The organism is Armatimonadota bacterium, from assembly GCA_029907255.1.
Taxonomy (GTDB): domain Bacteria; phylum Armatimonadota; class UBA5829; order DTJY01; family DTJY01; genus JAIMAU01.
Genome location: JARYMF010000011.1, coordinates 1 through 24,491, shown reverse-complemented (window position 1 = coordinate 24,491; position 24,491 = coordinate 1). Strand labels below are relative to the sequence as shown.

24 protein-coding genes are annotated in these 24,491 nt (G+C 46.5%); 8 read left to right on the top strand and 16 right to left on the bottom strand.

All coding sequences use genetic code 11. From position 1 onward, the window contains the following. Positions 1-279 precede the first annotated feature (279 nt). The 8 genes from QHH26_10690 to QHH26_10655 all read left to right on the top strand — a co-directional run bounded on the left by QHH26_10690 (position 280) and on the right by QHH26_10655 (position 5,830). Positions 280-630 (top strand): STAS domain-containing protein, encoded by a 351-nt coding sequence (locus QHH26_10690; protein ID MDH7482421.1) that lies wholly within the window; start codon positions 280-282, stop codon positions 628-630. 65 nt (positions 631-695) lie between these two features. Then, positions 696-2,000, top strand: coding sequence for a glycosyltransferase family 4 protein (locus QHH26_10685; protein ID MDH7482420.1), 1,305 nt, complete (start codon positions 696-698; stop codon positions 1,998-2,000). A gap of 14 nt (positions 2,001-2,014) precedes the next feature. Further along, on the top strand, positions 2,015-3,193 hold the full coding sequence (locus tag QHH26_10680; GenBank protein MDH7482419.1) for a glycosyltransferase: 1,179 nt from the start codon (positions 2,015-2,017) through the stop codon (positions 3,191-3,193). After that, a complete protein-coding gene (locus QHH26_10675; GenBank protein ID MDH7482418.1) occupies positions 3,096-3,539 on the top strand; it encodes a CBS domain-containing protein in 444 nt (147 codons plus the stop codon). The genes QHH26_10680 and QHH26_10675 overlap by 98 nt, the downstream gene beginning before the upstream one ends. 9 nt (positions 3,540-3,548) lie before the next feature. Beyond that, the gene (locus tag QHH26_10670; protein MDH7482417.1) at positions 3,549-4,421 is read left to right on the top strand and encodes a homocysteine S-methyltransferase family protein; all 873 of its coding nucleotides are present in this window, start codon (positions 3,549-3,551) and stop codon (positions 4,419-4,421) included. A gap of 113 nt (positions 4,422-4,534) precedes the next feature. Next, positions 4,535-4,921 carry a glycine cleavage system protein GcvH gene (gcvH, locus tag QHH26_10665; protein MDH7482416.1) on the top strand — a complete coding sequence of 129 codons (387 nt, stop codon included), beginning with the start codon at positions 4,535-4,537 and terminating at the stop codon, positions 4,919-4,921. 238 nt (positions 4,922-5,159) lie between these two features. Then, a complete protein-coding gene (locus tag QHH26_10660) occupies positions 5,160-5,570 on the top strand; it encodes a response regulator (protein MDH7482415.1) in 411 nt (136 codons plus the stop codon). Positions 5,571-5,608: 38 nt separating this feature from the next. Then, the gene (locus QHH26_10655) at positions 5,609-5,830 is read left to right on the top strand and encodes a hypothetical protein (GenBank protein ID MDH7482414.1); all 222 of its coding nucleotides are present in this window, start codon (positions 5,609-5,611) and stop codon (positions 5,828-5,830) included. Positions 5,831-5,942: 112 nt separating this feature from the next. Here the strand turns inward: QHH26_10655 and QHH26_10650 are convergent, their stop codons facing one another. From QHH26_10650 to uvrA, 16 genes are all read right to left on the bottom strand, one after another. Next, on the bottom strand, positions 5,943-6,497 hold the full coding sequence (locus QHH26_10650) for a bifunctional nuclease family protein (GenBank protein MDH7482413.1): 555 nt from the start codon (positions 6,495-6,497) through the stop codon (positions 5,943-5,945). Positions 6,498-6,575: 78 nt separating this feature from the next. Beyond that, positions 6,576-7,850 carry a transcription termination factor Rho gene (gene rho, locus QHH26_10645; protein ID MDH7482412.1) on the bottom strand — a complete coding sequence of 425 codons (1,275 nt, stop codon included), beginning with the start codon at positions 7,848-7,850 and terminating at the stop codon, positions 6,576-6,578. 250 nt (positions 7,851-8,100) lie between these two features. Beyond that, positions 8,101-8,655: a hypoxanthine phosphoribosyltransferase gene (hpt, locus tag QHH26_10640; GenBank protein ID MDH7482411.1), complete on the bottom strand. Its 555-nt coding sequence runs from the start codon at positions 8,653-8,655 to the stop codon at positions 8,101-8,103. 7 nt (positions 8,656-8,662) lie between these two features. Further along, a complete protein-coding gene (gene guaA / locus QHH26_10635; protein ID MDH7482410.1) occupies positions 8,663-10,207 on the bottom strand; it encodes a glutamine-hydrolyzing GMP synthase in 1,545 nt (514 codons plus the stop codon). Positions 10,208-10,474: 267 nt separating this feature from the next. Continuing rightward, a complete protein-coding gene (groL, locus tag QHH26_10630; GenBank protein MDH7482409.1) occupies positions 10,475-12,085 on the bottom strand; it encodes a chaperonin GroEL in 1,611 nt (536 codons plus the stop codon). An 18-nt stretch (positions 12,086-12,103) separates the two neighbouring features. Then, positions 12,104-12,388, bottom strand: coding sequence for a co-chaperone GroES (gene groES, locus QHH26_10625; protein ID MDH7482408.1), 285 nt, complete (start codon positions 12,386-12,388; stop codon positions 12,104-12,106). A 100-nt stretch (positions 12,389-12,488) separates the two neighbouring features. Beyond that, complete coding sequence (locus QHH26_10620; GenBank protein MDH7482407.1) at positions 12,489-13,283, bottom strand: DUF72 domain-containing protein; 795 nt, start codon at positions 13,281-13,283, stop codon at positions 12,489-12,491. Between the two features lie 83 nt (positions 13,284-13,366). After that, entirely contained in the window at positions 13,367-14,164 is a 798-nt protein-coding gene (gene tpiA, locus QHH26_10615) for a triose-phosphate isomerase (GenBank protein MDH7482406.1), read from the bottom strand. Between the two features lie 111 nt (positions 14,165-14,275). Then, positions 14,276-15,484: a phosphoglycerate kinase gene (locus tag QHH26_10610; protein ID MDH7482405.1), complete on the bottom strand. Its 1,209-nt coding sequence runs from the start codon at positions 15,482-15,484 to the stop codon at positions 14,276-14,278. A gap of 137 nt (positions 15,485-15,621) precedes the next feature. Beyond that, positions 15,622-16,635, bottom strand: a complete 1,014-nt coding sequence (gene gap, locus QHH26_10605; GenBank protein MDH7482404.1) for a type I glyceraldehyde-3-phosphate dehydrogenase — start codon at positions 16,633-16,635, stop codon at positions 15,622-15,624. Between the two features lie 142 nt (positions 16,636-16,777). Further along, positions 16,778-18,121 carry a YvcK family protein gene (locus tag QHH26_10600; GenBank protein MDH7482403.1) on the bottom strand — a complete coding sequence of 448 codons (1,344 nt, stop codon included), beginning with the start codon at positions 18,119-18,121 and terminating at the stop codon, positions 16,778-16,780. Between the two features lie 7 nt (positions 18,122-18,128). Then, positions 18,129-18,989 (bottom strand): RNase adapter RapZ, encoded by an 861-nt coding sequence (rapZ, locus tag QHH26_10595; GenBank protein MDH7482402.1) that lies wholly within the window; start codon positions 18,987-18,989, stop codon positions 18,129-18,131. Positions 18,990-18,995: 6 nt separating this feature from the next. Further along, the gene (locus QHH26_10590) at positions 18,996-19,355 is read right to left on the bottom strand and encodes a phage holin family protein (protein MDH7482401.1); all 360 of its coding nucleotides are present in this window, start codon (positions 19,353-19,355) and stop codon (positions 18,996-18,998) included. A 45-nt stretch (positions 19,356-19,400) separates the two neighbouring features. Next, entirely contained in the window at positions 19,401-19,913 is a 513-nt protein-coding gene (locus QHH26_10585; protein MDH7482400.1) for a methylated-DNA--[protein]-cysteine S-methyltransferase, read from the bottom strand. Positions 19,914-19,916: 3 nt separating this feature from the next. Further along, on the bottom strand, positions 19,917-21,734 hold the full coding sequence (uvrC, locus tag QHH26_10580; GenBank protein MDH7482399.1) for an excinuclease ABC subunit UvrC: 1,818 nt from the start codon (positions 21,732-21,734) through the stop codon (positions 19,917-19,919). A 78-nt stretch (positions 21,735-21,812) separates the two neighbouring features. Continuing rightward, a partial coding sequence (gene uvrA, locus QHH26_10575; protein MDH7482398.1) for an excinuclease ABC subunit UvrA occupies positions 21,813-24,491 on the bottom strand: 2,679 nt, incomplete at its 5' end.

Here is a 24,491-nt window from a genome sequence, read left to right as displayed (position 1 = left end):
AGTGGCTAACTTGGGTGGCAAAAGAAACATGCCGCTACAATAGGATGAGTAGCTTGTTTATTTTTGAAGTAAGTTTTTGTCAATATTAAAAATTAATCCGTTGTAACACCTACATAATTGCCCTCAGAATAGGCAATGGCTTAATTGTCTTCATCGCCCGCGATGAAAACAAAAACATCAGGTTGGAACCAGACCCAGCTCTTGCTGGGAAACCATGCACTTTCGACCTCAAACTAAATTTTAGCGAAGCGAGGTTCATTCAAATAAGGAGGGATGACTATGGAGACGGATCTCGATATCAAAATCAGAAGAGCTGGCGATGTTCCTGTAATTGACCTTAAAGGCGATGTAGACTCATATACTTGCATTAAACTTCGAAATGCAATTATTGACCTGATTGAAAACGGCGAATTTCGAATATTAATTAGCATGAAAGGTGTGCAATATATAGATAGTGCAGGGCTAGGCACCCTAATAGGTGGTCTCAGGCGAACGGGCGAAAGAAACGGAGGTATGGCGCTTATCGGCGCAAATGCCCAGGTCAAAAAAGTGCTAAGTATTACTGGTTTAACAAAGGTTCTTGACCTTTATGATAATGAGGCAGATGCCATACGCCAGCTTACCAGCTAACGAGACTGCTGGCAGTGTATTCTTTGTATTTACAAAATTTGAGAAAAGGGTGATGGGAGAAATACATGAATACAAGAATGGAAAAAGACTCTTCGCAAGATACCTCGCTTGTCGGTTGGCAGAGTGAGACGCTTCGCGAAGGCAAATGGAGACCTGATGACCTTCGGATGTTCAAATTCCTGCGAAGGGTACTCAATAATATTGATATTGCCTATATAGCAACCTATCCGCCAACGGAGTGTGGCATAGCAACATTTACCCGAGATTTAGTTGTCGCAATATCCAAATACACACCGTTCTCAGAACCAATTGTGTTAGCAGTTGGTGGAACCATTGAGCAATATCCGAAAATAGTCAAATACCGAATTATGAAGCAAGATCTTGACTCCTATATACAGGCTGCCAATTTCCTTAACAATTCGAGCGCAAAAATTCTTAATGTAGAACATGAATACGGTATTTTTGGCGGTCCCGATGGCGAATACATTCTATCGCTCATGGAACGAGTAAAAATCCCAATCGTGACGACTCTTCATACAGTGCTTTTCAATCCTAGCCCAAATCAAAAACGCATTGTTCAGGAAATCGCACGCTTATCACAAGCTGTAGTGGTAATGGTAAAAACTGGCAAAGAAATGCTTATAAATAACTATGGAATCCCAGCCGAGAAAATCGTGATCATTCCCCATGGAGTACCTAACGTTCACCGCGTAAATCCTGCGGCAGTGAAAAAACTCCTTGGGATTGCAAACCGACCCATAATATCTACATTTGGGCTAATCAACCGCGGCAAGGGAATAGAATGGGCAATCAAAGCAATGCCAATGATACTCGAGAAAAACCCCGATGCCCTATATCTGATTTTAGGTGAAACTCATCCAGGAGTTCGCAATTATGAGGGTGAAACTTATCGTAACGAGCTTTTGCAGATTGTGGCGGACCTCAATCTTGAGAAACATGTACGCTTCAATAATAGATACCTTACGCTGGAAGAGTTAGTAAACTACCTTTGTGCAACAGATGTATATGTTACTCCATATATCAACCGCGACCAGATAGTAAGCGGTACACTTGCATATGCTCTCGGGTGTGGCAAGGCAATCGTGTCTACGCCATATCTATACGCAGAAGAAGTACTTGCTGATGGCAGGGGAAAATTGGTGCCGATGAAAAACTCCGAGGAAATCGCCAAAGCAGTGAACGAAATTCTTTCAAACCCAACTTTACGTGAGAACATGGAATCTAAAGCATACCGTTATGGACGACGGGCTGCTTGGTTTAACGTAGCCATTGACTATCTTGACCTGTTCCATACCATACTTCAGCACACAAAGGCACACCAAACAATTGAAAGCCATTCAGAAGCTTAAAAGGAAGTGGTTCATTGAGTAAATATCCTCCAATAAGCTTGGACTACCTAAAAGCTCTTACGGATTGCACAGGCATATATCAACATGCTGTCCACAGCGTGCCCAACCTAAAGCTAGGCTATACCACAGACGATAATGCTAGAGCTTTGATTGTCGCCGCTCAGCATTATGACTTGACAGGAGATCCTAGCGATCTTGCACTTGCCACTAGATATTTAAGCTTTATCCACTACGCCCACACTTCCGAAGGTTACTTCAGAAACGACATGAGTTTCCAGCGCAACTTCCTTGACGAACATGGAACCGAAGACTGTTATGGACGAGCTATTTGGGGCTGTGGCTGTGCAGCATCAAGCAAGCTCCCAGAAAATGTAAGCATAGTTGCCAAAAAACTGCTAATCGATAGCTTGGGACGAGTCGGTGACCTCGAAAGCCCTCGTGCTAGAGCATATTCAATCCTTGGCATGTATAATTTTCTTCGGCAAAACGAAGATACAAATGGAATTGCCGACAAAATCACGGCGCTGGCAGACTCACTCGTTGCCGGGTATGCAACATACCATGATAAGGAGTGGCATTGGTTCGAACCATACTTAACTTATGGCAACGCGATTTTAGTTCATGCGATGTTAGTTGCGGCGGAGATTACCGGCAAGAAATCTCATAAAAATGTCGCGATGAAGACCTTGGGATTCCTTACCGATACGTTGATTGTAAACGGGCGACTTGAAATCATTGGCAACAACGGCTGGTATCTAAAAGGACGTGAAAGGGCTTGGTATGACCAGCAAAGCATTGACGCGGGATATACAGTGTGCTTATTTGCAGAAGCCTATAAACAACTTCGCCAGAAGGAATACCTAGAATTGGCGTATACTTCTTACGATTGGTTTTTTGGTAAGAACAGATCAGGAGTTTGGGTATATGACCCCGTGAACAAAGGTTGCTATGATGCAGTAACTCCATGGGGATTAAATTTAAATCAAGGCGCTGAGGCTTGCATTTCATTTTTACTTGCCCAACTTGCAATCCATAATCTTGAGCAAGAAATGGAAAGTGCTTCTAAAAATCCCTCACATGGAGGTTTTGAACACAATGAAAATAAAAGAAATCATGACGACGCCAGCGATAACAGTAAGCGAAAATGCTCCGCTCGCAGAAGTAGTAGCCTTGCTGAGCAGTGCAAGGATTAGCAGTATTCCTATAGTAAACTCAGCTGATGAACTGGTTGGAATAGTTTCAGAGCATGATATTATAAAGGCCATGATGCCTACCTATGAAGACTTGCTGGGTTCTGAACCCGCAATTGTCGATGTCGGCGTTATGGAAACGCGAGCAGCAACTATTCGTGATAAACCCGCAAGTAGCATTATGACCAGGAAAGTAGTTACACTAAAAGAAGATGACGATGTCCTTGATGCCGCAGCGATGATACTCCTAAAACATATCAAGAACATTCCTATTGTTAGGGAGAAACAAGTTGTGGGCGTCGTCGCTAGGATTAACGTAATAAACGCCATAATGCAGGGCAAAATCTAGGGGACAAGAATGCGTGGAAATGAATTAATTGAGCAAGCAAGAAAGCAACCGATACTTGGCGATGGAGCAATGGGAACCATGCTCCAAAATAAGGGCCTGCCAGCTGGAAGCTGCCCAGAACTCTGGAATGTCGAGCATTTTGATGTCATACGTTCCATTCATGTGGCATATATCCAAGCCGGCTCGGAAATGATATCAACTAACACATTTGGTGCAAACCGATTAAAGCTTGCGCTCTTCGGGCTACAGGATCGAGTCTGCGAATTGAATAAATTCGGCATCCAAGCAGCACGAGAGGCAGCGAACGATAGAGTATTTGTGGCTGGTTCCATTGGTCCAACGGGGAAATTTCTTGAACCACTAGGAGATTTAACCGAAGAAGAAGCAATCGAGGTTTTTGCTGAGCAAGCAATGGCTATGGCAGAAGCTGGAGCTGACGTAATCTTAATGGAAACATTTGCTGATTTGACCGAACTCAAGGCGGCACTTAAAGGGTCGCTGCAAACAGGCTTGCCATGTTTATGCACAATGCCCTTTGATACAAATGGACGAACAATGATGGGCGTATCACCAGAAGAAGCGGCTCATGTTCTAACAGCTATGGGAGCATCCGGTGTAGGAGCAAATTGCGGCGTCGGGCCAAAGGAGACACTTGACGTTATCAAACAAATACGAGCGGCAACGGATTCTATCGTGGTCGCCCAACCAAATGCGGGAGTGCCACGAATAGTTGATGGTGTTACAGTCTACGATAGCACTCCCGAAGAAATGGCATTATTTGCGGCGGAGGCGGCAAATATTGGAGTCAATATAATAGGGGCATGCTGTGGCAGCACGCCAGAGCATATTCGAGCAATGGCGGCAGCTCTGGGCCGCAAATAATTTACTTTCAGATTGAAAGTAACGATAGACCTGGAAATCTTTATCCAGGTCTATTGTAATTTTGGGTAAACCAATTTAAGTAAAAATCAGCTTGTGAAGACGTGAGGGGTAAAGTGCAACCTAAAGACCTAAAATACACGAAAACTCACGAATGGGTTAAGATAAAAGGTAAGGGCAACCTAGCTACCGTCGGCATCACAGACCATGCACAATCAGAACTAGGCGAAATCCTGTTCGTTGAATTGCCGCAAATCGGCGCCCTTGCAAAAAAGGATGCAATAATTGGAACTGTCGAATCACTAGAAGCATTTTACGAAATTCTTGCGCCTGTAAATGGAAAAATAGTTGAAGTTAACGATGAACTTTCCGAGGCTCCAGAGAAAGTCAACGAAAGCCCATACCACAGTGGTTGGATGTTTACTATCGAGATGTCCAATCCAGAAGAGGTTAATACACTAATGAGTGCCGATGATTATGAGGAGTTCATAAAAGACCACTGAAGGGCTATTAAAAAATCTATAGGGGTAAATTGCCAATTTGACATGCAAATATTACTCAAACTACGCTCTCAAGCTTCCGATTATAGAAAAGGGGCTGATAATATATTGCCTGGCCCTAATATAATACATATTTCAACTTTATTAACTGTTGGGTAAATATTTCCAAAAAGGCAAACGTTGACAATGATATTAAATGTACGCTATACTATTCGAGATAGTCTGAGAGGAGGCTGCCTTTATGCCACGCAAAATTTTGGCTGTCGATGATGAAAAACACATAGTCAGATTAGTACAAGTTAACCTTGAGCGTCAAGGTTATGAGGTTGTCACTGCATCTGATGGCAAGGAAGCCCTTCAAAAAGTTGAAGAAGAAAGACCCGACCTTGTAATCCTAGACGTAATGATGCCCTACATGGATGGGTTTGAGGTGCTACAGAATCTACGCCGCAACCCCAGCACTCGTGATATCCCCGTAATCATGTTGACAGCAAAAGCGCAAGATGCCGACGTCTTCAGGGGATGGCAGTCTGGTGTTGATTGCTATCTAACTAAGCCTTTCAATCCCATGGAGCTTATATCATTTGTTAAGCGAATTTTTAAATCCATGGAAGATGAAGACTACGGCGAAAAGAGATACGAGATTACCTAATTAGTACGCCATATTTCCAAAGCGCGGAGGGCACGAGGGTGGACGACAAAAAGACATGGCCAGTTGTATTGGGCGTTGCCGCTGGAATAATCGGTGGAGTCGTTGCCGGACTCTACATTTATTCCATCAACAAAAAGGAAACAGACGTTGGTGTTAGTCTTCGTACTGCCCAAGAAATTATCGAGGCTTGCCACAGCAAAATTAAGGAAATCGAAGCTGGTCTTAAAAGCTTAAAAGAAGCCACTCCAGTACAAAGCTAGCCGTCATATTTATTTCCAACAGAAATTTCCTAGGGCGCTTGAATTGGGGGTTAAAAGTGGAAAAATAAACGTCCGATAAGAATTCTTATGTTAACTTTTTATTTTCCACCTTTTAGTCTTCCCTTGTGGCTTGTTGGAGAACTGATTCCGCCATGTAAATTGGCGCCTTTGCCCTCAGCGCTAGAGCAATTGCATCGCTTGGCCTTGCATCTATGTCTATGAAATTACCATTCGTGGAAACAGTAATTTTGGCATAATATGTATCTTGCCAGAGGTCATCTATAGTAATTCGGTCAACTTTTCCGCCCAATCGGTCAAGTATATTTTTCATCAGGTCGTGGGTCATCGGACGATCGAGGGTTGCTCCTTCTAAAGCAACTGAGATTGCATAGGCTTCGAATCTACCAATATAAATAAGCACCTGCCGACCACTGTTATCCCTAAGTAAGACAAATGCAGCAGGCGGCATTCCCTGCTCGATATGCTCGTAAACGCCAACGACCTTAACTTCCTTTTCGTCTAGCGTTCGCGGCTGCTTGTTTTCAATTTCAGGTGGAGGCTCGCCTTCAAATAAGCCATCGAAGTCTCCATGCTGAAACATCTTCCCGCTCAGCAAATCATCGAGGTCTTCGAACTCCTCCTCAGGCTGCTCGTCCTCTTCCCTCACGATACTATCCTCCCCTGCTCTGTCCTATTTCATACTGTTATTACAATTATGGCTTTTGTTACCCTTGTTTGCAAGTAGCTAATCTAATTCTGTACTTTTCATTGTTTTATCCACAATTTTCAAAAATTCAGCATTATTCTTTGTATGCGCAAGGCGATCTATAAGCAACTCCGTTGCCTCAACGCTATCCAACGCCGCAAGCAATCTGTGCAACTGCCATACACGCTTCAGAGTCTCCTCGTCATAAAGAAGCTCGTCATGGCGTGTTCCGGAACGCTTTACGTCTATGGCAGGATAAATACGCCGTTCAGCAAGTGCTCTGTCTAGCACCAATTCCATGTTGCCTGTGCCCTTGAATTCCTCAAAGATTACGTCATCCATGCGGCTTCCAGTTTCGACAAGGGCTGTTGCAAGGACCGTGAGGCTTCCTCCTTCCTCGATGTTTCGCGCGGCACCAAAGAATCTTTTTGGTCTATAAAGTGCCGACGGGTCCAGACCGCCAGATAGCGTTCGGCCACTAGGCGTAACAGTTAGGTTAGATGCTCTTGCAAACCTTGTTAGGCTGTCCAAAAGCACAACCACATCCTTGCCTGACTCAACAAGCCGCTTTGCCTGCTCAAGGACCATATCAGCAACGCGCATATGATTTTCGGGCATTTCGTCGAATGTCGAGCTGACTACGTCCCCTTTTACTGAACGTCGAATGTCTGTAACCTCTTCCGGCCGTTCGTCAATTAGTAAAACGATTAGATGAATTTCGGGATGGTTGGTTGTTATACTATTTGCAATTGTTTTTAGGAGCGTAGTTTTACCAGCCTTCGGAGGCGACACAATGAGACCGCGCTGCCCCTTCCCTATCGGCGCTATTAAATCAATAAACCTTGCTGAGATATTCTTGGAGTCTGTTTCGAGAACTATTCGCTCGTTTGGATAAAGCGGAGTAAGGTCATCGAAATTCACCCGGCGGCGCGCCACCTCAGGGTCAAGCCCATTAACAGCTTCAACTCTCAGGAGTCCATAATATTTTTCGCTCTCCTTGGGCGGCCTAACTTGTCCCAACACCACGTCGCCGGTCTTTAATGCAAATCGCTTTATCTGAGTCTGGGAGACGTAGATATCCTCTGGGCCCGGTGTAAAGTTGGGATTTCTTCGTAAAAACCCCCATCCGTCCGGGAGGATTTCTAGCGTGCCCTGAGCGAAAATGAGTCCGCTTTGTTCCGTCTGCGCCTGCAAAATTTTGAACATTAGGTCCTGCTTCCGCAGATCGGTTTCCTCAATCCCGAGGTCTTTTGCAATTTCTTGGATCTCTTCTAAACTTTTACTTTCGAGGTCCGCAAGTTCTAGTAGTTCCATGAGGGTATAACTCCTGTCAGGCTCAATTATTTAAAAATGCAACCCCGCCGCTTTTGCAAGAGACGGAGAAAAGAAAGAAAGCGCAAAAAGAAAACTGAGATTCCGATGGAGCATTACCAGGTGCCGGAGAGTAAGGCAAATCTAATACAACATTCCAGACACCGGGGAAACATTCACATTCACTAGTAATTATACCATGTATACGCACTTTTGTCTACAAAAATAGGCAACCAAATCTAATAATTATGTTTTAAACCTGCCTCTGTTTAAAAATTTCCTCCTTCAGCACCCCTATGAAGGGAAGATTTCTGTAAAGTCCACCGAAATCTAGTCCGTAGCCCACAACAAACTTGTCCGGAATGGTAAAGCCCTTGTAATCTGGTTCAATATCCACCTGCCTTCGAGCTGGTTTATCAAGAAGCGTACATATCTTTACGCTGGCTGCTTTTCGCCGCTCAAGGTTGTCCTTCAGGTAACTTAGCTTAAGCGTCAAACCAGTATCAATGATGTCCTCCACTATTAACACATGTTTATTTTCGACGCTTTCATCCAGGTCCTTGAGAATTTTTACCACGCCCGACGAGCGCGTAGATGGTCCATAACTAGAAATGGCAACAAAATCAACTAATAAAGGGATTGAAATCTGCCTCATAAGGTCAGCCAAGAAAACAACAGCGCCTTTTAGAATACCAACTAATACTAATTCCTTACCAAGGTAGTCCTCGGAAATCTTGCGCCCTAGTTCCGCAACTCGAGCTGCTATTTGCTCTTCGGAAATTAAAATCTCAGCAATATCCTCAGCAATCAATCTCCTACTCCCATTCGATTGTTGAAGGAGGTTTTGAGCTGATGTCGTAGAGCACACGGTTAACTCCCTTGACCTCATTGACTATGCGCCTGCTGATTTGCTCGAGAACTTCTGTCGGGAGTTTAGCCCAGTCAGCCGTCATCGCATCATCACTAGTAACGGCGCGGACGACGACCGGATATGCATAAGTGCGCTGGTCACCCATAACGCCAACAGACTGAACTGGCAGAAGTACGGCAAAGGATTGCCAAAGCTCGCGATAAAGTCCCGCCTTTTGAATTTCTTCGAGCACAATGGCATCCGCTTCTCTAAGTATATGAAGGCGTTCCTTTGTTACTTCGCCCACCACACGAACACCCAATCCTGGACCAGGAAACGGTTGCCGCCATGTTATTTCATCCGGCAAACCGAGCTCTTTGCAAACATCCCTAACTTCATCTTTGAACAAGTAGCGAATTGGTTCGATTAACTCGAATTTAATATCGTCGGGAAGACCTGCAACATTATGGTGTGTTTTGATTTTGGCGGCAGTTTTAGTTCCACTTTCGATTACGTCGGGATAAATAGTCCCCTGTGCTAAAAATCGAATGTCTCCAAGTTTCGAGGCTTCTTCTTCAAACACTCGGACGAACTCGCTACCGATAATATTTCGCTTTTGTTCAGGATTTTCTATTCCCCTAAGCTTATTCAAAAATCTATCTTCAGCCTCAACGTAAATCAACTTGATATTAAAATGCTCCTCAAAAGTTGAACGAACCATCTCTGCTTCGCCTTTGCGGAGCATGCCATGATTGACAAAGATACAGGTTAGTTGATCGCCAACTGCTTTGTGGACAAGTACTGCAACTGCCGATGAATCCACACCGCCGCTTAGAGCGCATATTACTCTTTCGCTACCAACCTGCTTCCGAATTTCTTCAACCGACTGCTCTATAAATGAGCCCATCGTCCAAAGGCCCTTGCAGCCACACACATCATACAAGAAATTGGATATAATCTGCTTGCCTTGAGGTGTGTGGGCAACTTCGGGATGAAATTGCACGCCGTAAAGCTTTTTCTCAGGGGCAGCCATGGCGGCTATTGGCGTATTTTCGGTTCGGGCTATGCAAAAGAAGCCAGGTGGAACATCCTCAACGCTATCCCCATGGCTCATCCAAGTTGTAACCTTACCCTTTAGACCTTTAAACAAATCCCCTGAGCTTAAAATTTCAAGCTCGGTTTTACCATATTCTCGCTTTGAGCTTCCTATTACCCGCCCGCCAAGCAAATGCGCCATTAGCTGCATGCCATAACAAATACCTAAAACCGGAATACCGAGCTCAAATATAGCTTTATCACACGTGGGAACGCCGGGGTCATAAACGCTTGAGGGGCCACCTGAAAGTATTATTCCCGACAAACCCATTGCCTTTATGTGCTCAGGCGAGATGTTGTGCGGCAGTATTTCAGCATAAACATGGCACTCCCGCACTCTTCGGGCTATCAGCTGGCTGTACTGCGCACCGAAGTCAAGAACTCCAATTCGTTCGACTGAGGTACCAATCTCCATTCTAGAGGAACCCCTGGGGAATGTTGTTTGACTGTTATTAAATCATTGGGCCACAAAACTACTGGGGCACATTATGAGCTATTATCTACTTCCATAGGGCGGCAAAATTAACGCGTTTATTCTACTAAATTGTCATTAGTGATGTCAATGCAACCCCAGCTTTTTTTGGAGTGCGATGGTTTGAATTTCAAACCATCGCACTTCTCTTTGAGAAATCCATTCCCACTGCCTTTATCTTTTTGGGAATGAGTGTAAACGACTTTTCAACTAGTACATTCCGCCGCCAGGTGCAGCCGGCGCCTTTTCTTTCTCTGGAATCTCGGCTACAAGCGCTTCGGTGGTCAGCAGCATCGAAGCAATGCTAGCCGCATTCTCTAACGCAGTTCGCGTTACCTTAGCAGGGTCTACAATTCCTGCCTTCAGCATGTCCACATATTGACCAGTTACCGCATTTAGCCCAATTCCTTTTTCTGAGGCTTTCAACTTTTCTACTACTACCGAACCTTCCAGACCTGCATTTTCAGCAATTAGCTTCGCAGGCTCCTCAAGCGCCTTCTTTACTATGTTGATACCGGTTATTTCTTCGGGCGTGCCAGAAATCTTTTCCAGCGCAGGAATTATATTAATCAATGTAACGCCGCCGCCCGGCACAATCCCTTCTTCTACTGCGGCTCTAGTCGCAGAGAGAGCATCTTCTATTCTATGCTTGCGTTCTTTAAGCTCTGTTTCGGTAGCCGCACCAACTTCGATGACCGCAACTCCACCGGCAAGCTTTGCCAAGCGCTCCTGAAGCTTCTCGCGGTCATAGTCAGATTCGGTCTCCTCTATCTGGCGCTTAATTTGGGCAATCCGCCCCTGAATTGCTGCCTGCGAACCTTTCCCTTCGATTATAGTCGTATTTTCTTTGTCAACGACGACCTTTTTTGCACGACCAAGCATTGGTAGGTCTACGTTTTCCAGCTTCAAGCCAAGATCTTCTGTTATGAATTTCCCGTCCGTAAGAATAGCGATGTCTTCCATCATCGCCTTGCGTCGGTCGCCAAAGCCAGGTGCTTTCACAGCTACTGCATTGAGAGTACCTCTAATTTTGTTGACTACCAAAGTTGCAAGTGCCTCACCCTCAACATCTTCGGCGATTATTAACAGCGGTCTGCCAGTTCGCACAACTTTCTCTAGAATTGGGATAATGTCCGCAACAGCTGAGATTTTCTTTTCGTACAGCAGAATGTATGGCTCCTCTAGAACGGCTTCCATTCGCTCAGGATCCGTTACCATGTACGGGGATATATACCCCTTGTCGAATTGCATTCCCTCGACAAATTGGAGGTTTGTAGCCATACTCTTAGATTCTTCGACGGTTATTACACCATCCTTACCCACCTTTTCCATTGCATCGGCGATAAGCTCTCCTATAGCGGCCTCATTTGCCGAAATAGCTGCTACTTCGGCAATTTCTTCACGGCTTTCAATTGGCTTGCTGATTTTTTTAATCTCTTCAACGGCAGCATTAACCGCTTTCTCAATGCCTTTTTTGATAAGCATGGGGTTGGAACCAGCCGCTACATTTTTCATTCCCTCGCGAACCATGGCTTGCGCAAGCACAGTCGCTGTGGTCGTTCCGTCGCCCGCAACGTCGTTGGTCTTCGAGGCAACTTCACGAATAAGCTGAGCACCCATGTTCTCGAAGCGGTCCTCAACTTCTATCTCCTTTGCGATTGTAACGCCATCATTTATTACCGTGGGAGAACCAAATTTCTTTTGGATGACGACATTTCTACCTCGCGGGCCAAGGGTAACTTTTACTGCATCGGCCAGAATATTAACTCCCCGCTCGAGCGCTTGTCGTGCTTCCTCATCATATTTGAGCTCTTTAGCCATATTGACCAACCTCCTTCCTTACTGGACTATGGCGAGAACATCATCCTGTCGGAGGACAACATACTCCTCAGAACCAATTTTTATTTCTGTGCCGCCATATTTGGAATAGATGACCTTGTCCCCTACTTTGACTTCCATAGGAACAACTTTGCCATTCTCCATGGTCTTCCCTGGACCTACGGCAATGACCTCACCCTCCTGTGGGCGTTCCTTCGCGGTGTCAGGAAGTACAATACCTCCCTTTGTCATCTCTTCAGCCTTTGTTGGCTTCACAACAATTCGATCAGCAAGTGGCTTCAACATGTTATATCCACCTCCGTTCAACTTAACATAGTTTTAGCACTCTACGGTTGAGAGTGCTAACGCCCATTATCATACTACAACTCAATTTGATATGCAACCCCTATTCATTTGGACGCAAGGAAACGCCAAGTAATGATGCTATCATCTGAGCATTTTTAGCTGCATTACCAGCATGATGATTGTTGAAAAATAAGTATGTTCGTTCGCAAGATTCAGCCAGCTTGTGAATTTTCGGAACCCATTCTGACAACTCCTCATTTGTGTACAAATAATCATAACGTTGCCATGCTTCCTCATGAGTCCACCACTTTTCAGCGTTCCGCCCGTGAAAACGCACATAGCCGATTGCTGAAGTTGCTACTACTACATCTGGCATTAGGCCATGCAATCTGGGCTCATCTACACAACAAAATCCAAGATTATGCTCCCTTAGCAATTCAAAGGTTTCTTTTGAAATCCATGAGGAATTTCTAAACTCAACAGCTATGGGCAGTTCACCAAACTCACGTCTAAGTTTGCGCACTCTATCCATATTTTCAATATTTTTTCGAAAGCTCCAAGGATATTGTGCAAGGATACAGCCCAACTTCCCTGATTCGTTTAGTGGCGAAATTGCCATTTTAAATTGCTTAAAAAAATCCAAATTTACTTCCAGGCTATGCGTAAGCTCTTTGTAAGCCTTAACAACAAAGTCGAAACCGGTAGGGGTCTTCTCTACCATTCGCTTGAAGGTATTAGCAGAAGGAATCGCATAAAAGGTCGAATTTACTTCAACAGTAGGAAACTTGCTTGCATAATAAGCAAGCATTTCTGACTTAGAAATACCTTCTGGGTAGAAAGGCCCCTTCCAATCATCATAGCTGAACCCGGATGTGCCGATGCGAATTTCGCCCATGACTTACAATTGTACCACCGCTTTATCGAGTTTGACCTCGATGCTTATATTCTGCTTTTCACCAAAAAGTTCTCAACTTGGTGCTAGACAGATCGGATAATTGCAACGAAATCGGAAACTTTTAAGCTCGCACCTCCAACAAGCGCACCATCTATCTCCGGCTGGCTAAGGAGTTCTTCGGCATTATCAGGTTTTACGCTTCCACCATACTGTATCCTAATACCATCAGCAGCTTCATCGCCAAACATCGAACGTACTAATCCTCGAATCATGCCGCATACTCGATTAGCCTCTGGGGCATCGCACACTTCACCTGTGCCAATAGCCCACACTGGCTCGTATGCGATAACCATACCTGCTGCCTGCTTCGGTGTCAGTCCATTTAACCCTTTCTCAACTTGAATTCGAATAACATCATCAGTCTTGCCAGCTTTTCGTTCGTCAATTGTTTCGCCAACGCAGACAATTGGCACAAGCCCTTCATTAAAAGCGGCATGAAGTTTGAGATTTACGCTTTCGTCCGTCTCAGCAAAATATTTGAGCAAATTAGGGGACATATCAGCGTCTACCTTGCCGAAGCGCCCTCTTGTCTCCGAATGGCCTATGATGACATACGTGCACCCTGCATCAGCAAGCATTTTGGGCGATATTTGACCTGTATACGCCCCTTCTGTCTTCCAGAAAACGTTTTGCGCCCCAACACCTACATTCGAACCCATTAGCGTTCGTGCGACTTCATAGATTGCAGTAAATGGCGGGCAGACAATTATCTCGGCATTTTTAACGCCGACAACTTCGGTCCGAAGTCGTTCGACAAAATCAACTGCCTCGCCAACTGTTTTGTTCATTTTCCAATTGCCAGCAATTAGAGGTAACCTCATTTTTATTTCCTTCCTCTTGAGTTATTCTGAATTTGTATGCCCCCGAAACAGCGTTTTGGGGGCATACAGTGGCAACGTGACTATTCGGAATGCGTTGTATTAGAAAAAGACCTACTTATCGTTTAATGCTGCAACACCGGGGAGTTCTTTGCCCTCTAGAAACTCTAGGGATGCCCCGCCGCCAGTCGAAACGTGGCTCATTTTATCTGCAAGCCCCATCTGCTCTACTGCAGCAGTAGAATCTCCGCCGCCTACTATGGTTGTTGCTGTTGATTCCGCCATGGCTTTGGCAATCCCTAATGTACCATTTGCAAAGCGTGGATCTTCAAATACCCCCATCGGACCATTCCATACCACGGTGCGCGCAGACTTGATTTTCTGAGAAAACAGTTCTACTGTTTTCGGACCGATATCCAAGCCACGGTACCCTTCAGGAATGGCTGTTGCAGGCACAATTTTAATGTCAACATCAGCGGGAACGCCCGACGGTATATCGAAATCTGCTGGAAGTTCGACTGCAACCACGTCTACTGGCAATTCAAGGTCTACACCAATGGCTTTTGCCTTTTCCATTGCATTCTTTGCAAGTTCGATTCCCGGTTTATCAACCATGGAGTTTCCAACCTTATAACCCTGCGCAACTAGGAATGTATAGGTCATTGCGCCGCCAATCAAAAGCGCATCAACCTTGTTGAGGAGATTTTCAATTACGGTGATTTTGTCAGAAACCTTCACGCCACCAAGCACTGCAACAAAAGGCCTATCTGGATTGGAAAGCGCTTTACCTAGATACTCTATTTCTTTTTTCATTAGGAAGCCTGCAACAGCAGGAAGGTAATGCGCAACACCCTCAGTAGAAGCATGCGCACGGTGGGCAGTACCGAACGCATCATTTACATAAATATCTGCTAGCGAAGCAAGCTTCTTCGCAAATTCAGGGTCGTTCTTTTCTTCCTCTTCATAGAAACGAATGTTTTCCAAAAGGATGACATCCCCAGGCTTCATCTCGTTTACGGCAGCCTCGACCTCTGGACCTATGGCATCATTAAGCTTTTTGACCGGTTTCCCAAGAAGTTCACTGAGTCTCTTTGCAACCGGATCCAGCCGCAACTTATCGCTTGGTCCTTTCGGACGTCCAAGGTGTGTTACAAGAACTACTTTTGCATCATGGTCGATTAGATAATTAATGGTGGGTAAAGCAGCTACTATTCTGTGGTCGTCGGTGATGTTGCAATTTTCATCGAGGGGAACGTTGAAGTCAACTCTGACAAGTACTCGTTTATTGCTGACATCAATATCCTCAACAGTTTTTTTGTTCATGGAAAACTCCTCCCTATAAAACGACGAATAAGATTTCCCGTGTTTCTTCGTCAGGCGTTGGGGTCGTTAGGTAATTGTTTAAAAACTTTCACCCGACGACCCCAACCGTCCATAGCAGAATTCCTAGTTAATAGAAGCTACATTCCCTTCTTTACCAGGTAGTCAATCAGGTCGGCAACACGGCAGGAATAACCCCATTCGTTGTCATACCATGCAAGAACTTTCGCCATATTGCCGCCGAGAACCATGGTTGAAGGACTGTCAACAATTGAGGAAAGCGAATTGCCTTTAAAGTCAACCGAGACTAGCGGTTCGTCGCATACACCAAGGTAGCCCTTCATCTTGCCGTTTGCAGCTGCTCTCAGAGCATCGTTAATTGCATCTTCTGTTGCCTCTTTCTCAAGCTCTACAACGAGGTCAACAAGCGAAACTGTCGGGGTCGGCACTCGAAGTGCTATACCATGCATCTTGCCTTTAAGCTCAGGAATTACAAGTGAAATGGCTTTCGCAGCTCCTGTGGTTGTCGGGATTATGCTCAATGCGCCAGCCCTTGCTCGTCTTAGGTCTTTGTGAGCCTGGTCAAGAATTCTCTGGTCATTCGTGTAGGCATGAACTGTTGTCATGAATCCCTTCACGATGCCAAAGCTATCCTGAAGTACCTTCGCTACCGGAGCGAGACAGTTGGTTGTGCATGAGGCATTTGAGATAATTGTGTGCTTTGCCGGGTCATACATGTCCTCATTCACACCTAGAACGACAGTAATGTCTTCGTTCTTTGCAGGAGCGGTAATGATGACCTTTTTGACAGAATCTCGCAGGTGAGCTTTCGCTTTCTCTGCATCGGTGAAGATGCCCGTAGACTCAACGACGACCTCAACACCGTGATCGCCCCATGGAATGGCGGTGGGGTCCTTCTCAGCATAAACGAAAATCTTCTTGCCATTTACAACGATGTCTTTTTCCTCCGCAACAACATCGCCGCAGAAGATTCCGTAGCTGGAGTCATACTTGAATAGGTGTGCGTTCGTCTTGGCATCCACAATGTCATTCAGGGCGACTACCTCAATCTCATCGGGGTATTTGTCAAGAATCGCCCGCAGGGTGAGTCTACCAATGCGTCCAAAACCATTGATACCAACTTTTACAGCCACCTGATAACCTCCTTTGATTTTATTTTCTAGCCTAGGAAAGTTTGTTTACCAGACCAGAAAGCGCTATGATGCCTTTTCATTCGGCTGTCGAATGAAAACCATTGTATTTTAGCCAAGGGTTGTATGTGTGTCAAGCTTTCAGCTATCTAGGCAGGAATGATTTTTCAAACACCAGCCTAATAATAGCCTGAGCAAGCTTTTGGGGGTCATGCCGTACTACTTCGGTTTCACTGATGTAATTCCCCGTTACAGGTTTATACCCCATTTCACGGATTGCATCTACATCGGGCGAAACCAGCTCAGCACCTTCGCGCTGGTACTTCTCTAGTAGACGGATAGAGGGAACTTCTTTGTTCACGAGGACATAATTGAAGATGCGCTTTCCAGTATGTTCAAAAATTGCCCTCACATGGTCAGAAGCGCGGTAGCCATCGGTCTCGCCAGGTTGCGTCATCACATTACATACGTAAATCTTCACAGCGTCAGAATCCATTATTGCCTCTACTATACCTTTCACTAGAAGGTTTGGAATCACACTAGTGTAGAGGCTTCCTGGGCCAACAACAATAGCATTAGCAAGCCTGATTGCTTCCAAAGTTTCATCGAGCGGCATAACATCTTCCGGGAAAAGCGATATACGTTTTATTGCTAGAGGTGATTTTGCGATGTTAGTTTCGCCTTCTAAAATAGAACCATCCTCCATCTCCGCCCGAAGAACTACATTCTGCAAAGTAGATGGCAACACGCGCCCGCGGATTGCGAGAATATTGCTTGTTTCCTTTATTGCTCTCTCAAAATCACCAGTAATGTTAGTCATGGCAGCTATTAGCAGGTTGCCAAAAGAATGGCCCGCCAACCCATCGCCTACCTCATCAAACCGATGCTGGAACAGTTCGGTCATTAGGGGTTCTGCGTCTGCCAAGGCGACAAGACAGTTCCTAATATCACCAGGAGGCAACATTCCAAACTGTCGCTGAAGTCTGCCCGAGCTACCGCCGTCATCGGTTACCGTAACAATTGCCACGATATTACTTGTGTGTTCCTTTAAACCCCTTAGGAGGGCAGAAAGGCCTGTTCCGCCGCCGATTACGACCATCCTATGTCCCTGAGCAAGATGTCGGCGCTTGTAAATTACATCGGCTAGGCGGTCCTTATCCTGTGGACTTATCACGCTGGCGATGGATGCAATTACCTGCCGGAAGCTTACGAATATCAACGATAACCCAACTAAAATGAAGAGAATGGAAAGTGGGATATAGACTCTTGGTTCGCTGAGGTTTAGTGGCTTTGGTAAAAACTCACTACTCGTTTGATAGACCCAATTTGCAACATTGTTAAGGTAATCAACTACCTGAGTATTCGTAATGAGGGTAACTCCGATTATCACTAAGAACACGCCGACGGGTGTCAGGAATAACCAGCGCTTCACACGCATGCCAGGATAAAGCCATTTAAGCGCGCTTTTTAACCTTCTCTTCCATGGCATTACAACGCTACTCCTTTGCTACATCCCTGTGCTTGACAATTACTTTGTAATTTTTACCCTTCAAAAAGGCAGCTAGCTTATTGGCTATAACGACAGACCTGTGTCTGCCCCCGGTGCATCCAATTGCAATATTCAAATATGCTTTTCCTTCATTTTCATATTGCGGCAATGAAAAATCAATTAAACCAAGAAGCCGCTGCATAAACTCTTTTGTCAATGGGTCATTGGTAACATATTCTTCAACTGGCTGGTCGCGGCCATCAAACGGGCGCATTTCGGGCACATAATGGGGATTTATTAGGAACCGAACATCGAAAACGAGGTCTGCGTCGAGTGGTAGACCCCATTTAAACCCAAAGGAAGTAACTGTTATAATTAGCCCAGCATCCGAGCTGTCGTCTCCAAAATAAGTCACTATTTCAGTTTTTAAGCGCGCCGGGTCAAGCTCTGAGGTATCTATCACTTTGTCGGCTAGCTCTTTTAAGTCCACGAGCATCTTTCGTTCCAATGCTATGCTCTCCAGAATGCCATGGCACCTGTCAAACAAGGGATGTTTGCGGCGCGTTTCCTTAAACCTCTGGACGAGCACCTCCTCGCTGGCATCGAGGAAAAGGATTCTAGCTTTCTTGAACCCATCGAAAAGGATTGGCAGCGCCTTCGTAAGGTCAGAAAGGAGTTCCCCCGAACGAACATCTACCACAACAGCAATTCTCTCGTCGGCGCATTCGCTGTTTCTGCAAAACTCGCGCAAGTTCGGCAAGAGGTTTGGAGGAAGGTTATCAACGCAGAAATAACCCATGTCCTCAAATGCCCTAATCGCAAGCGTCTTTCCAGCGCCAGACATCCCTGTTACAATAACTAGCTGCATGTCCCTCTACTTCCTATGTCCAATTAGATTATTCGCCAAGCCGCTGATTATTCCCATTACAACGGAGCCGAACAATGCCGCAAGCGGCCCCTTCACTACAAAACCGGGAACAAGCTGGCCGGCAAGCCAAAACATCAAGCCGTTTATAAGAAACGTAAATATCCCAAGCGTTAGGCAATTCAACGGGAGCGTGAGGATTACTACAATGGGCCTGATTAGAGCATTTATAATACCAAGAACTACAACCGCAAGCAAAGCTGAAAACGCACCAGTAAGTCGAATTTCCAATCCAACCTTCTGAGCCAAAAACGCAGCTGCATACAAAGCAATCACGCTAATTAGCCACCTAATCGCTAAGCCTTTCATCTATTCGTACCCCTACCCTACTCAAAACAAAAAATTGCTAAAACACTACACAACTGCCGCACGTTCTAATTCAAGCAGTCTTGCCTTCATGTCAACGCCACCACTAAATCCGCCCAGCTCGCCATTTGATTTTATCACGCGGTGACATGGGATTATAAGCGGGATTGGGTTTTTGGCAAGCGATTGACCGACCGCGCGGTAAGCTCCCACCTTTCCAATCCTTTCAGCAACCCAAGCGTATGACCTAACATCTCCATACCCAATCTCCGATGTGGCATCCCAAACAAGGCGGTCAAATTCATTCTGCCCGCTTAAATCAACCTCACAATTGAAGTTAACAGTCTCCCCATTAAAATAACGAATGATTTGCTCAGCAATTAAATCAAAATCACTATCTGATTCGATAGCAAGCTCACTCGTTCCTTTAATTAGCCTACAATAAGCCTCATCCCTTGTAGCTGCCGGAAGCGAAAGCCTGCAAATGCGGCCGTTGGCATCTCCAAGCAATCCAACCCAGCCAAAACAAGTGTGTATCAATCTGTATATCTTTTTGGTCATTTCTTAACTATTCTTTAACCGTTCGTGTATTTCCTCTGCAATCGGTTTGGTTATGCCGGGCACCTTGAGAAGGTCCTCGATGCTAGCTTGCTTTATAGCCACAACCGAACCAAAATGTTTTATGAGCGCCCTACGACGCTTCGGCCCAATCCCTGGAATGTCGTCAAGCAGTGATTTCTTTGCCTTCTTCTCTCGAAGCTTTTGGTGATACGCTAGCGCAAATCTGTGAGCCTCATCGCGGATTTGCTGCAAGAGATGCAGTGCCTTCGAATCAAGTGGAAGAAGTATCGGCTCAGGCCTTTCGGGGATGTAGATTTCCTCGAACTGCTTCGCCAGCCCAACAACCGGAATCGTCAGCCCCGCCTCCGAAAGCACCTCTAGAGCGGCGTTTAGCTGGCCTCTCCCGCCATCAATCAACAGAAGATCCGGCAAATTGGCGAATCTTTCTTCCTCTTTCTTTGCAAATCTTCGCCGGAGAACTTCGCGCATCATCCCATAGTCATCCGGTTGATTTATTGTTTTAATCTTGAAACGGCGGTAGTCCGACTTCGCAGGCATTCCGTCCTCGAAGACAACCATTGACCCAACTGCTTGCATACCTTGGATATTTGAGATATCGTATGCCTCAATGCGACGCGGAATATTGGGTAGCTCCAATACTTCCTTCAACGCCTCCATCATTTCCATCTTGCGTGATTCATCCTCGGCAGAGAGCTCTGCCTCCCGTTCCGCGGCAAGCGCCGCATTGACCGCCGCCATCTCCACAATCTTCTTCTTCTCACCACGCCGCGGGTAAGTCAGACGAACCGCCCCACCCCGCTTAATCTTCAGCCACTCCTCAATGACTTTTCTGTCCGGAAGTTCGTGGGAAATGAGTATCTCCGGTGGAACAGCCGCGCCCCTGCCGTAATACTGCTTGACAAATTCCTCCAACGCATGCTCAGCCGTCTCATCGGTTATCCCCTCCATGAAAAACGTTTCCTGCCCAATGAGACGCCCAGACCTAATAAAGAAAACTTGGACGCACGCCGTTCCATTCTTGGTCGCCAGAGAGATAACGTCTTGCTCCGCATGCGCAGTGCTGATTATCTTCTGCCTTTCAACTACCTTGTTAATAGCTTCGATTTGGTCCCGCAGACGAGCCGCTCTCTCAAACTCAAGATTTTCAGCCGCCTGCTCCATTTCCTCGACCATCCGCTTCACCAGCGATTCATGCCGCCCTTCGAGAAATAGGCAGGTGTCGCGAACCAGGATGGCGTATTCCTCAGCGCCAATCTTCCCCGAACAAGGAGAAAGGCACTGCTCAAGATGGAAGTTCAAACACGGCCTATCTTGCTCAGAACCACTAAGCTTTTTGTTGCAACTTCGTATCTTGAAGACCTTCCGAATTAGACGCTGGGTGTCCCGCACGGCTTCCGAGTTCGTATAGGGCCCAAAATACTTGTTTCCATCCTGCTTCGACCGGCGAGTTATGATTACGCGGGGGAAAGGTTCGCTTAAAGTTACGCACAAGTAGGGATAATGCTTGTCGTCCCGCAGGCGCACGTTGTAGCGCGGCCGATGCTGTTTGATTAGGTTGCATTCGAGCATCAGCGCCTCAACTTCGCTGTCGGTAACCAGCCAATCAACGTCGGCAACCTTTGCAACCATTGCCGACACCTTCGCAGGATGCATCTGCCCTTTTTGGAAATATGAGCGGACGCGCGCACGAAGCGAGGCGGCTTTTCCAACGTAGATGACCTCTCCACGCTCGTCTTTCATCATATATGCCCCAGGCTTCGCAGGCACGTGGGCTAATTTCTTCTCTAGGTCTGCGTTCATCTTACTCTGTCTGCCTTCAAAAGGGAACTTAGGGAGTCTTTCAGCAAAGTTAACAAAAACGAATGGCTTTCTTCTTTCCTACTGCGAGACGTTCAGCACACGCTTCAAGAACTGTCCGGTGTATGAAGCCTCAACTCTCGAAACTTCCTCCGGCGTTCCGCATGCAATCACCTGCCCGCCGTTTTCGCCGCCCTCGGGTCCAAGGTCAATGATGTAGTCCGCACTTTTTATTACGTCAAGGTTGTGCTCGATTACGATAACAGTATTCCCAGCATCTACCAACCGATTCAATACATCGAGCAGTTTTTGGATGTCCGCAAAGTGAAGGCCAGTCGTCGGCTCGTCTAGTATGTAGAGCGTCCGCCCTGTGCTTCTTTTAGAAAGCTCTGCGGCAAGTTTCACCCGCTGTGCCTCGCCGCCAGAAAGCGTTGTCGCTGGTTGCCCAAGCTTTATATAATCCAACCCAACGTCATGAATTGTCTGCAACCGCCGTGTAATCGAGGGGATGTTCTTGAAGAACTCGAGGGCAGTGCTGACAGTCATGTCCAAAACGTCGGCGATGTTCTTCCCCTTGTATCTTACCTCCAACGTCTCCCTATTATACCGCTTCCCCTTGCATACTTCGCAGGGCACATACACATCAGGAAGGAAGTGCATCTCTATTTTGATGATGCCATCGCCCCGACACGCTTCACACCTTCCGCCTTTTACGTTGAAGCTGAAGCGGCCCGGTTTGTAGCCCCTAACACGCGCGTCCGGAGTGCTTGCAAAAAGGTCGCGGATTAAATCAAACGCTCCGGTGTAAGTTGCAGGGTTTGAGCGCGGCGTTCTACCAATGGGAGACTGGTCTATATCAATTATCTTATCAATGTGCTCAATTCCCGTAATCTCATCATGGTCGCCCCAAGAGCCGTGAGAACCGTGCAACTGATACATAAGCCGCGGGTAAAGCGTTTCTTGAAGGAGCGTGCTCTTACCAGAGCCGGACACGCCAGTGACGCAAATGAAAGTCCCCAGAGGAAATTTTACGTTAATATTCTTAAGATTGTGCTGCCGTGCACCTTTGATTTCAATGAACTCACCGCTTGGCTTCCTCCGCTTTCGAGGAACGGGAATCCTCTTGACGCCGCTGAGGTACTGCCCTGTAACTGAGTCCTTATGCTTGATAACGTCTTCCAGCGTGCCAGAAACGACAATCCACCCGCCTCGCTCGCCTGCGCCAGGTCCTATGTCAATTATGTGGTCCGCACTGCGGATGGTCTCCTCGTCATGTTCAACCACGATGATTGTGTTGCCGAGGTCCCTCAGCTTGATAAGAGTGTCTATCAGCTTTCTATTGTCGCGCTGATGCAGTCCAATGCTCGGCTCATCGAGTATATAAATGACGCCCATCAGTCCAGAGCCAATCTGCGTCGCTAGACGAATCCTCTGCGCCTCTCCACCCGCCAACGTGGCGGCGGGACGGTCGAGCGTGAGGTAGTTGAGCCCGACGTTAATAAGAAAACCCAGCCTAGTCTTAATCTCTTTTATGACCTGCCGCGCGATTGCGTATTCCCGCTCGCTAAGTTTAATCTCGTCGAAGTAGCGATAGGCTTGCTCAACAGTAAGGGCGCTCACCTCCGATATGTTCATGCCGTTGATTGTTACCGCAAGGCTCTCCGGCTTCAGACGCAGTCCGTTGCACGAAGGACACTTCCGCGTAGACATGTATCTCTCCGTCTCCTCGCGCACAATCTGCGAGGTCGTCTCTTTGTAACGTCGGTCCAGGATGTTTACAATCCCTTCGTACGTCGTTTCAAACCGCCTTATCCGCCCATAACGATTTCTGAACGTTACGCAAACGGCGTGATCAGTACCGTAAAGGATTGCGTTGATTTGTTCATTGGTGAGCTCCCTAATGGGAGTCCGCGTAGAGAAGCCTAGAGCCTCAGCCAACCCAGAGAGCAAAGCCGGGTAATACTCGCTAACTGCCCTGCGGAGCGGTGCAATTGCGCCTTCCTCAATGGAAAGATTTTTGTCCGGTATGATAAGGTTTGGGTCAAGCTCTGTATGCGTTCCCAACCCGTGGCAGTCGGGGCAAGCGCCGTATGGACTGTTGAACGAGAAGTTCCTTGGTGCAATCTCCCCGAGGCTAATCCCGCACTCGGTGCAGGCAAAATTTTCAGAGAAAAGCATCTCCTCGCCGTCAATGACGTCAATGCCAACCGTGCCCTGCCCCATCTTAAGCGCGGCTTCAACAGAATCTGCCAACCGCTTTTCAATCCCCGGCTTAACAATGAGACGGTCAACGACGACGTCTATCCAATGTTGCTTATACCTGTCAAGCTCGATGTCATCGGTTACTTCGTAGGTCTTCCCGTCTACACGAACGCGCACATAGCCTTCCTTTCGGATGTCCTCGAATACATGTCTGTACTCGCCCTTTCTGCCGCGAACCACAGGCGCTAGAACTTGTATCCTAGTCCCTTCAGGAAGAGCCATAATCGCGTCCGCCATTTGCTCAACGGTTTGCTGGGCGATCTCCCTGCCGCATTTCGGGCAATGGGGATGTCCTACCCTGGCAAATAACAGGCGCAGATAATCGTAAATTTCGGTGATGGTACCTACGGTAGAACGGGGATTATGGCTGGTTCCCTTCTGGTCGATTGCAATCGCCGGACTGAGTCCCTCAATATAATCCACCTCTGGTTTTTCCATTCTACCCAGAAACTGCCTGGCGTAGGCTGAAAGCGATTCCACATAACGTCGCTGACCTTC

What these genes read in the sequence shown, in the direction of transcription:
- QHH26_10690 (MDH7482421.1), top strand. Translation starts at nt 280, where the DNA reads ATGGAGACGGATCTCGATATCAAAATCAGAAGAGCTGGCGATGTTCCT.
- QHH26_10685 (MDH7482420.1), top strand. Translation starts at nt 696, where the DNA reads ATGAATACAAGAATGGAAAAAGACTCTTCGCAAGATACCTCGCTTGTC.
- QHH26_10675 (MDH7482418.1), top strand. Translation starts at nt 3,096, where the DNA reads ATGAAAATAAAAGAAATCATGACGACGCCAGCGATAACAGTAAGCGAA.
- QHH26_10670 (MDH7482417.1), top strand. Translation starts at nt 3,549, where the DNA reads ATGCGTGGAAATGAATTAATTGAGCAAGCAAGAAAGCAACCGATACTT.
- QHH26_10660 (MDH7482415.1), top strand. Translation starts at nt 5,160, where the DNA reads ATGCCACGCAAAATTTTGGCTGTCGATGATGAAAAACACATAGTCAGA.
- rho (MDH7482412.1), bottom strand. Translation starts at nt 7,850, where the DNA reads ATGGAACTACTAGAACTTGCGGACCTCGAAAGTAAAAGTTTAGAAGAG.
- guaA (MDH7482410.1), bottom strand. Translation starts at nt 10,207, where the DNA reads ATGGAGATTGGTACCTCAGTCGAACGAATTGGAGTTCTTGACTTCGGT.
- groL (MDH7482409.1), bottom strand. Translation starts at nt 12,085, where the DNA reads ATGGCTAAAGAGCTCAAATATGATGAGGAAGCACGACAAGCGCTCGAG.
- groES (MDH7482408.1), bottom strand. Translation starts at nt 12,388, where the DNA reads ATGTTGAAGCCACTTGCTGATCGAATTGTTGTGAAGCCAACAAAGGCT.
- QHH26_10620 (MDH7482407.1), bottom strand. Translation starts at nt 13,283, where the DNA reads ATGGGCGAAATTCGCATCGGCACATCCGGGTTCAGCTATGATGATTGG.
- tpiA (MDH7482406.1), bottom strand. Translation starts at nt 14,164, where the DNA reads ATGAGGTTACCTCTAATTGCTGGCAATTGGAAAATGAACAAAACAGTT.
- QHH26_10610 (MDH7482405.1), bottom strand. Translation starts at nt 15,484, where the DNA reads ATGAACAAAAAAACTGTTGAGGATATTGATGTCAGCAATAAACGAGTA.
- QHH26_10600 (MDH7482403.1), bottom strand. Translation starts at nt 18,121, where the DNA reads ATGCCATGGAAGAGAAGGTTAAAAAGCGCGCTTAAATGGCTTTATCCT.
- rapZ (MDH7482402.1), bottom strand. Translation starts at nt 18,989, where the DNA reads ATGCAGCTAGTTATTGTAACAGGGATGTCTGGCGCTGGAAAGACGCTT.
- QHH26_10590 (MDH7482401.1), bottom strand. Translation starts at nt 19,355, where the DNA reads ATGAAAGGCTTAGCGATTAGGTGGCTAATTAGCGTGATTGCTTTGTAT.
- QHH26_10585 (MDH7482400.1), bottom strand. Translation starts at nt 19,913, where the DNA reads ATGACCAAAAAGATATACAGATTGATACACACTTGTTTTGGCTGGGTT.
- uvrC (MDH7482399.1), bottom strand. Translation starts at nt 21,734, where the DNA reads ATGAACGCAGACCTAGAGAAGAAATTAGCCCACGTGCCTGCGAAGCCT.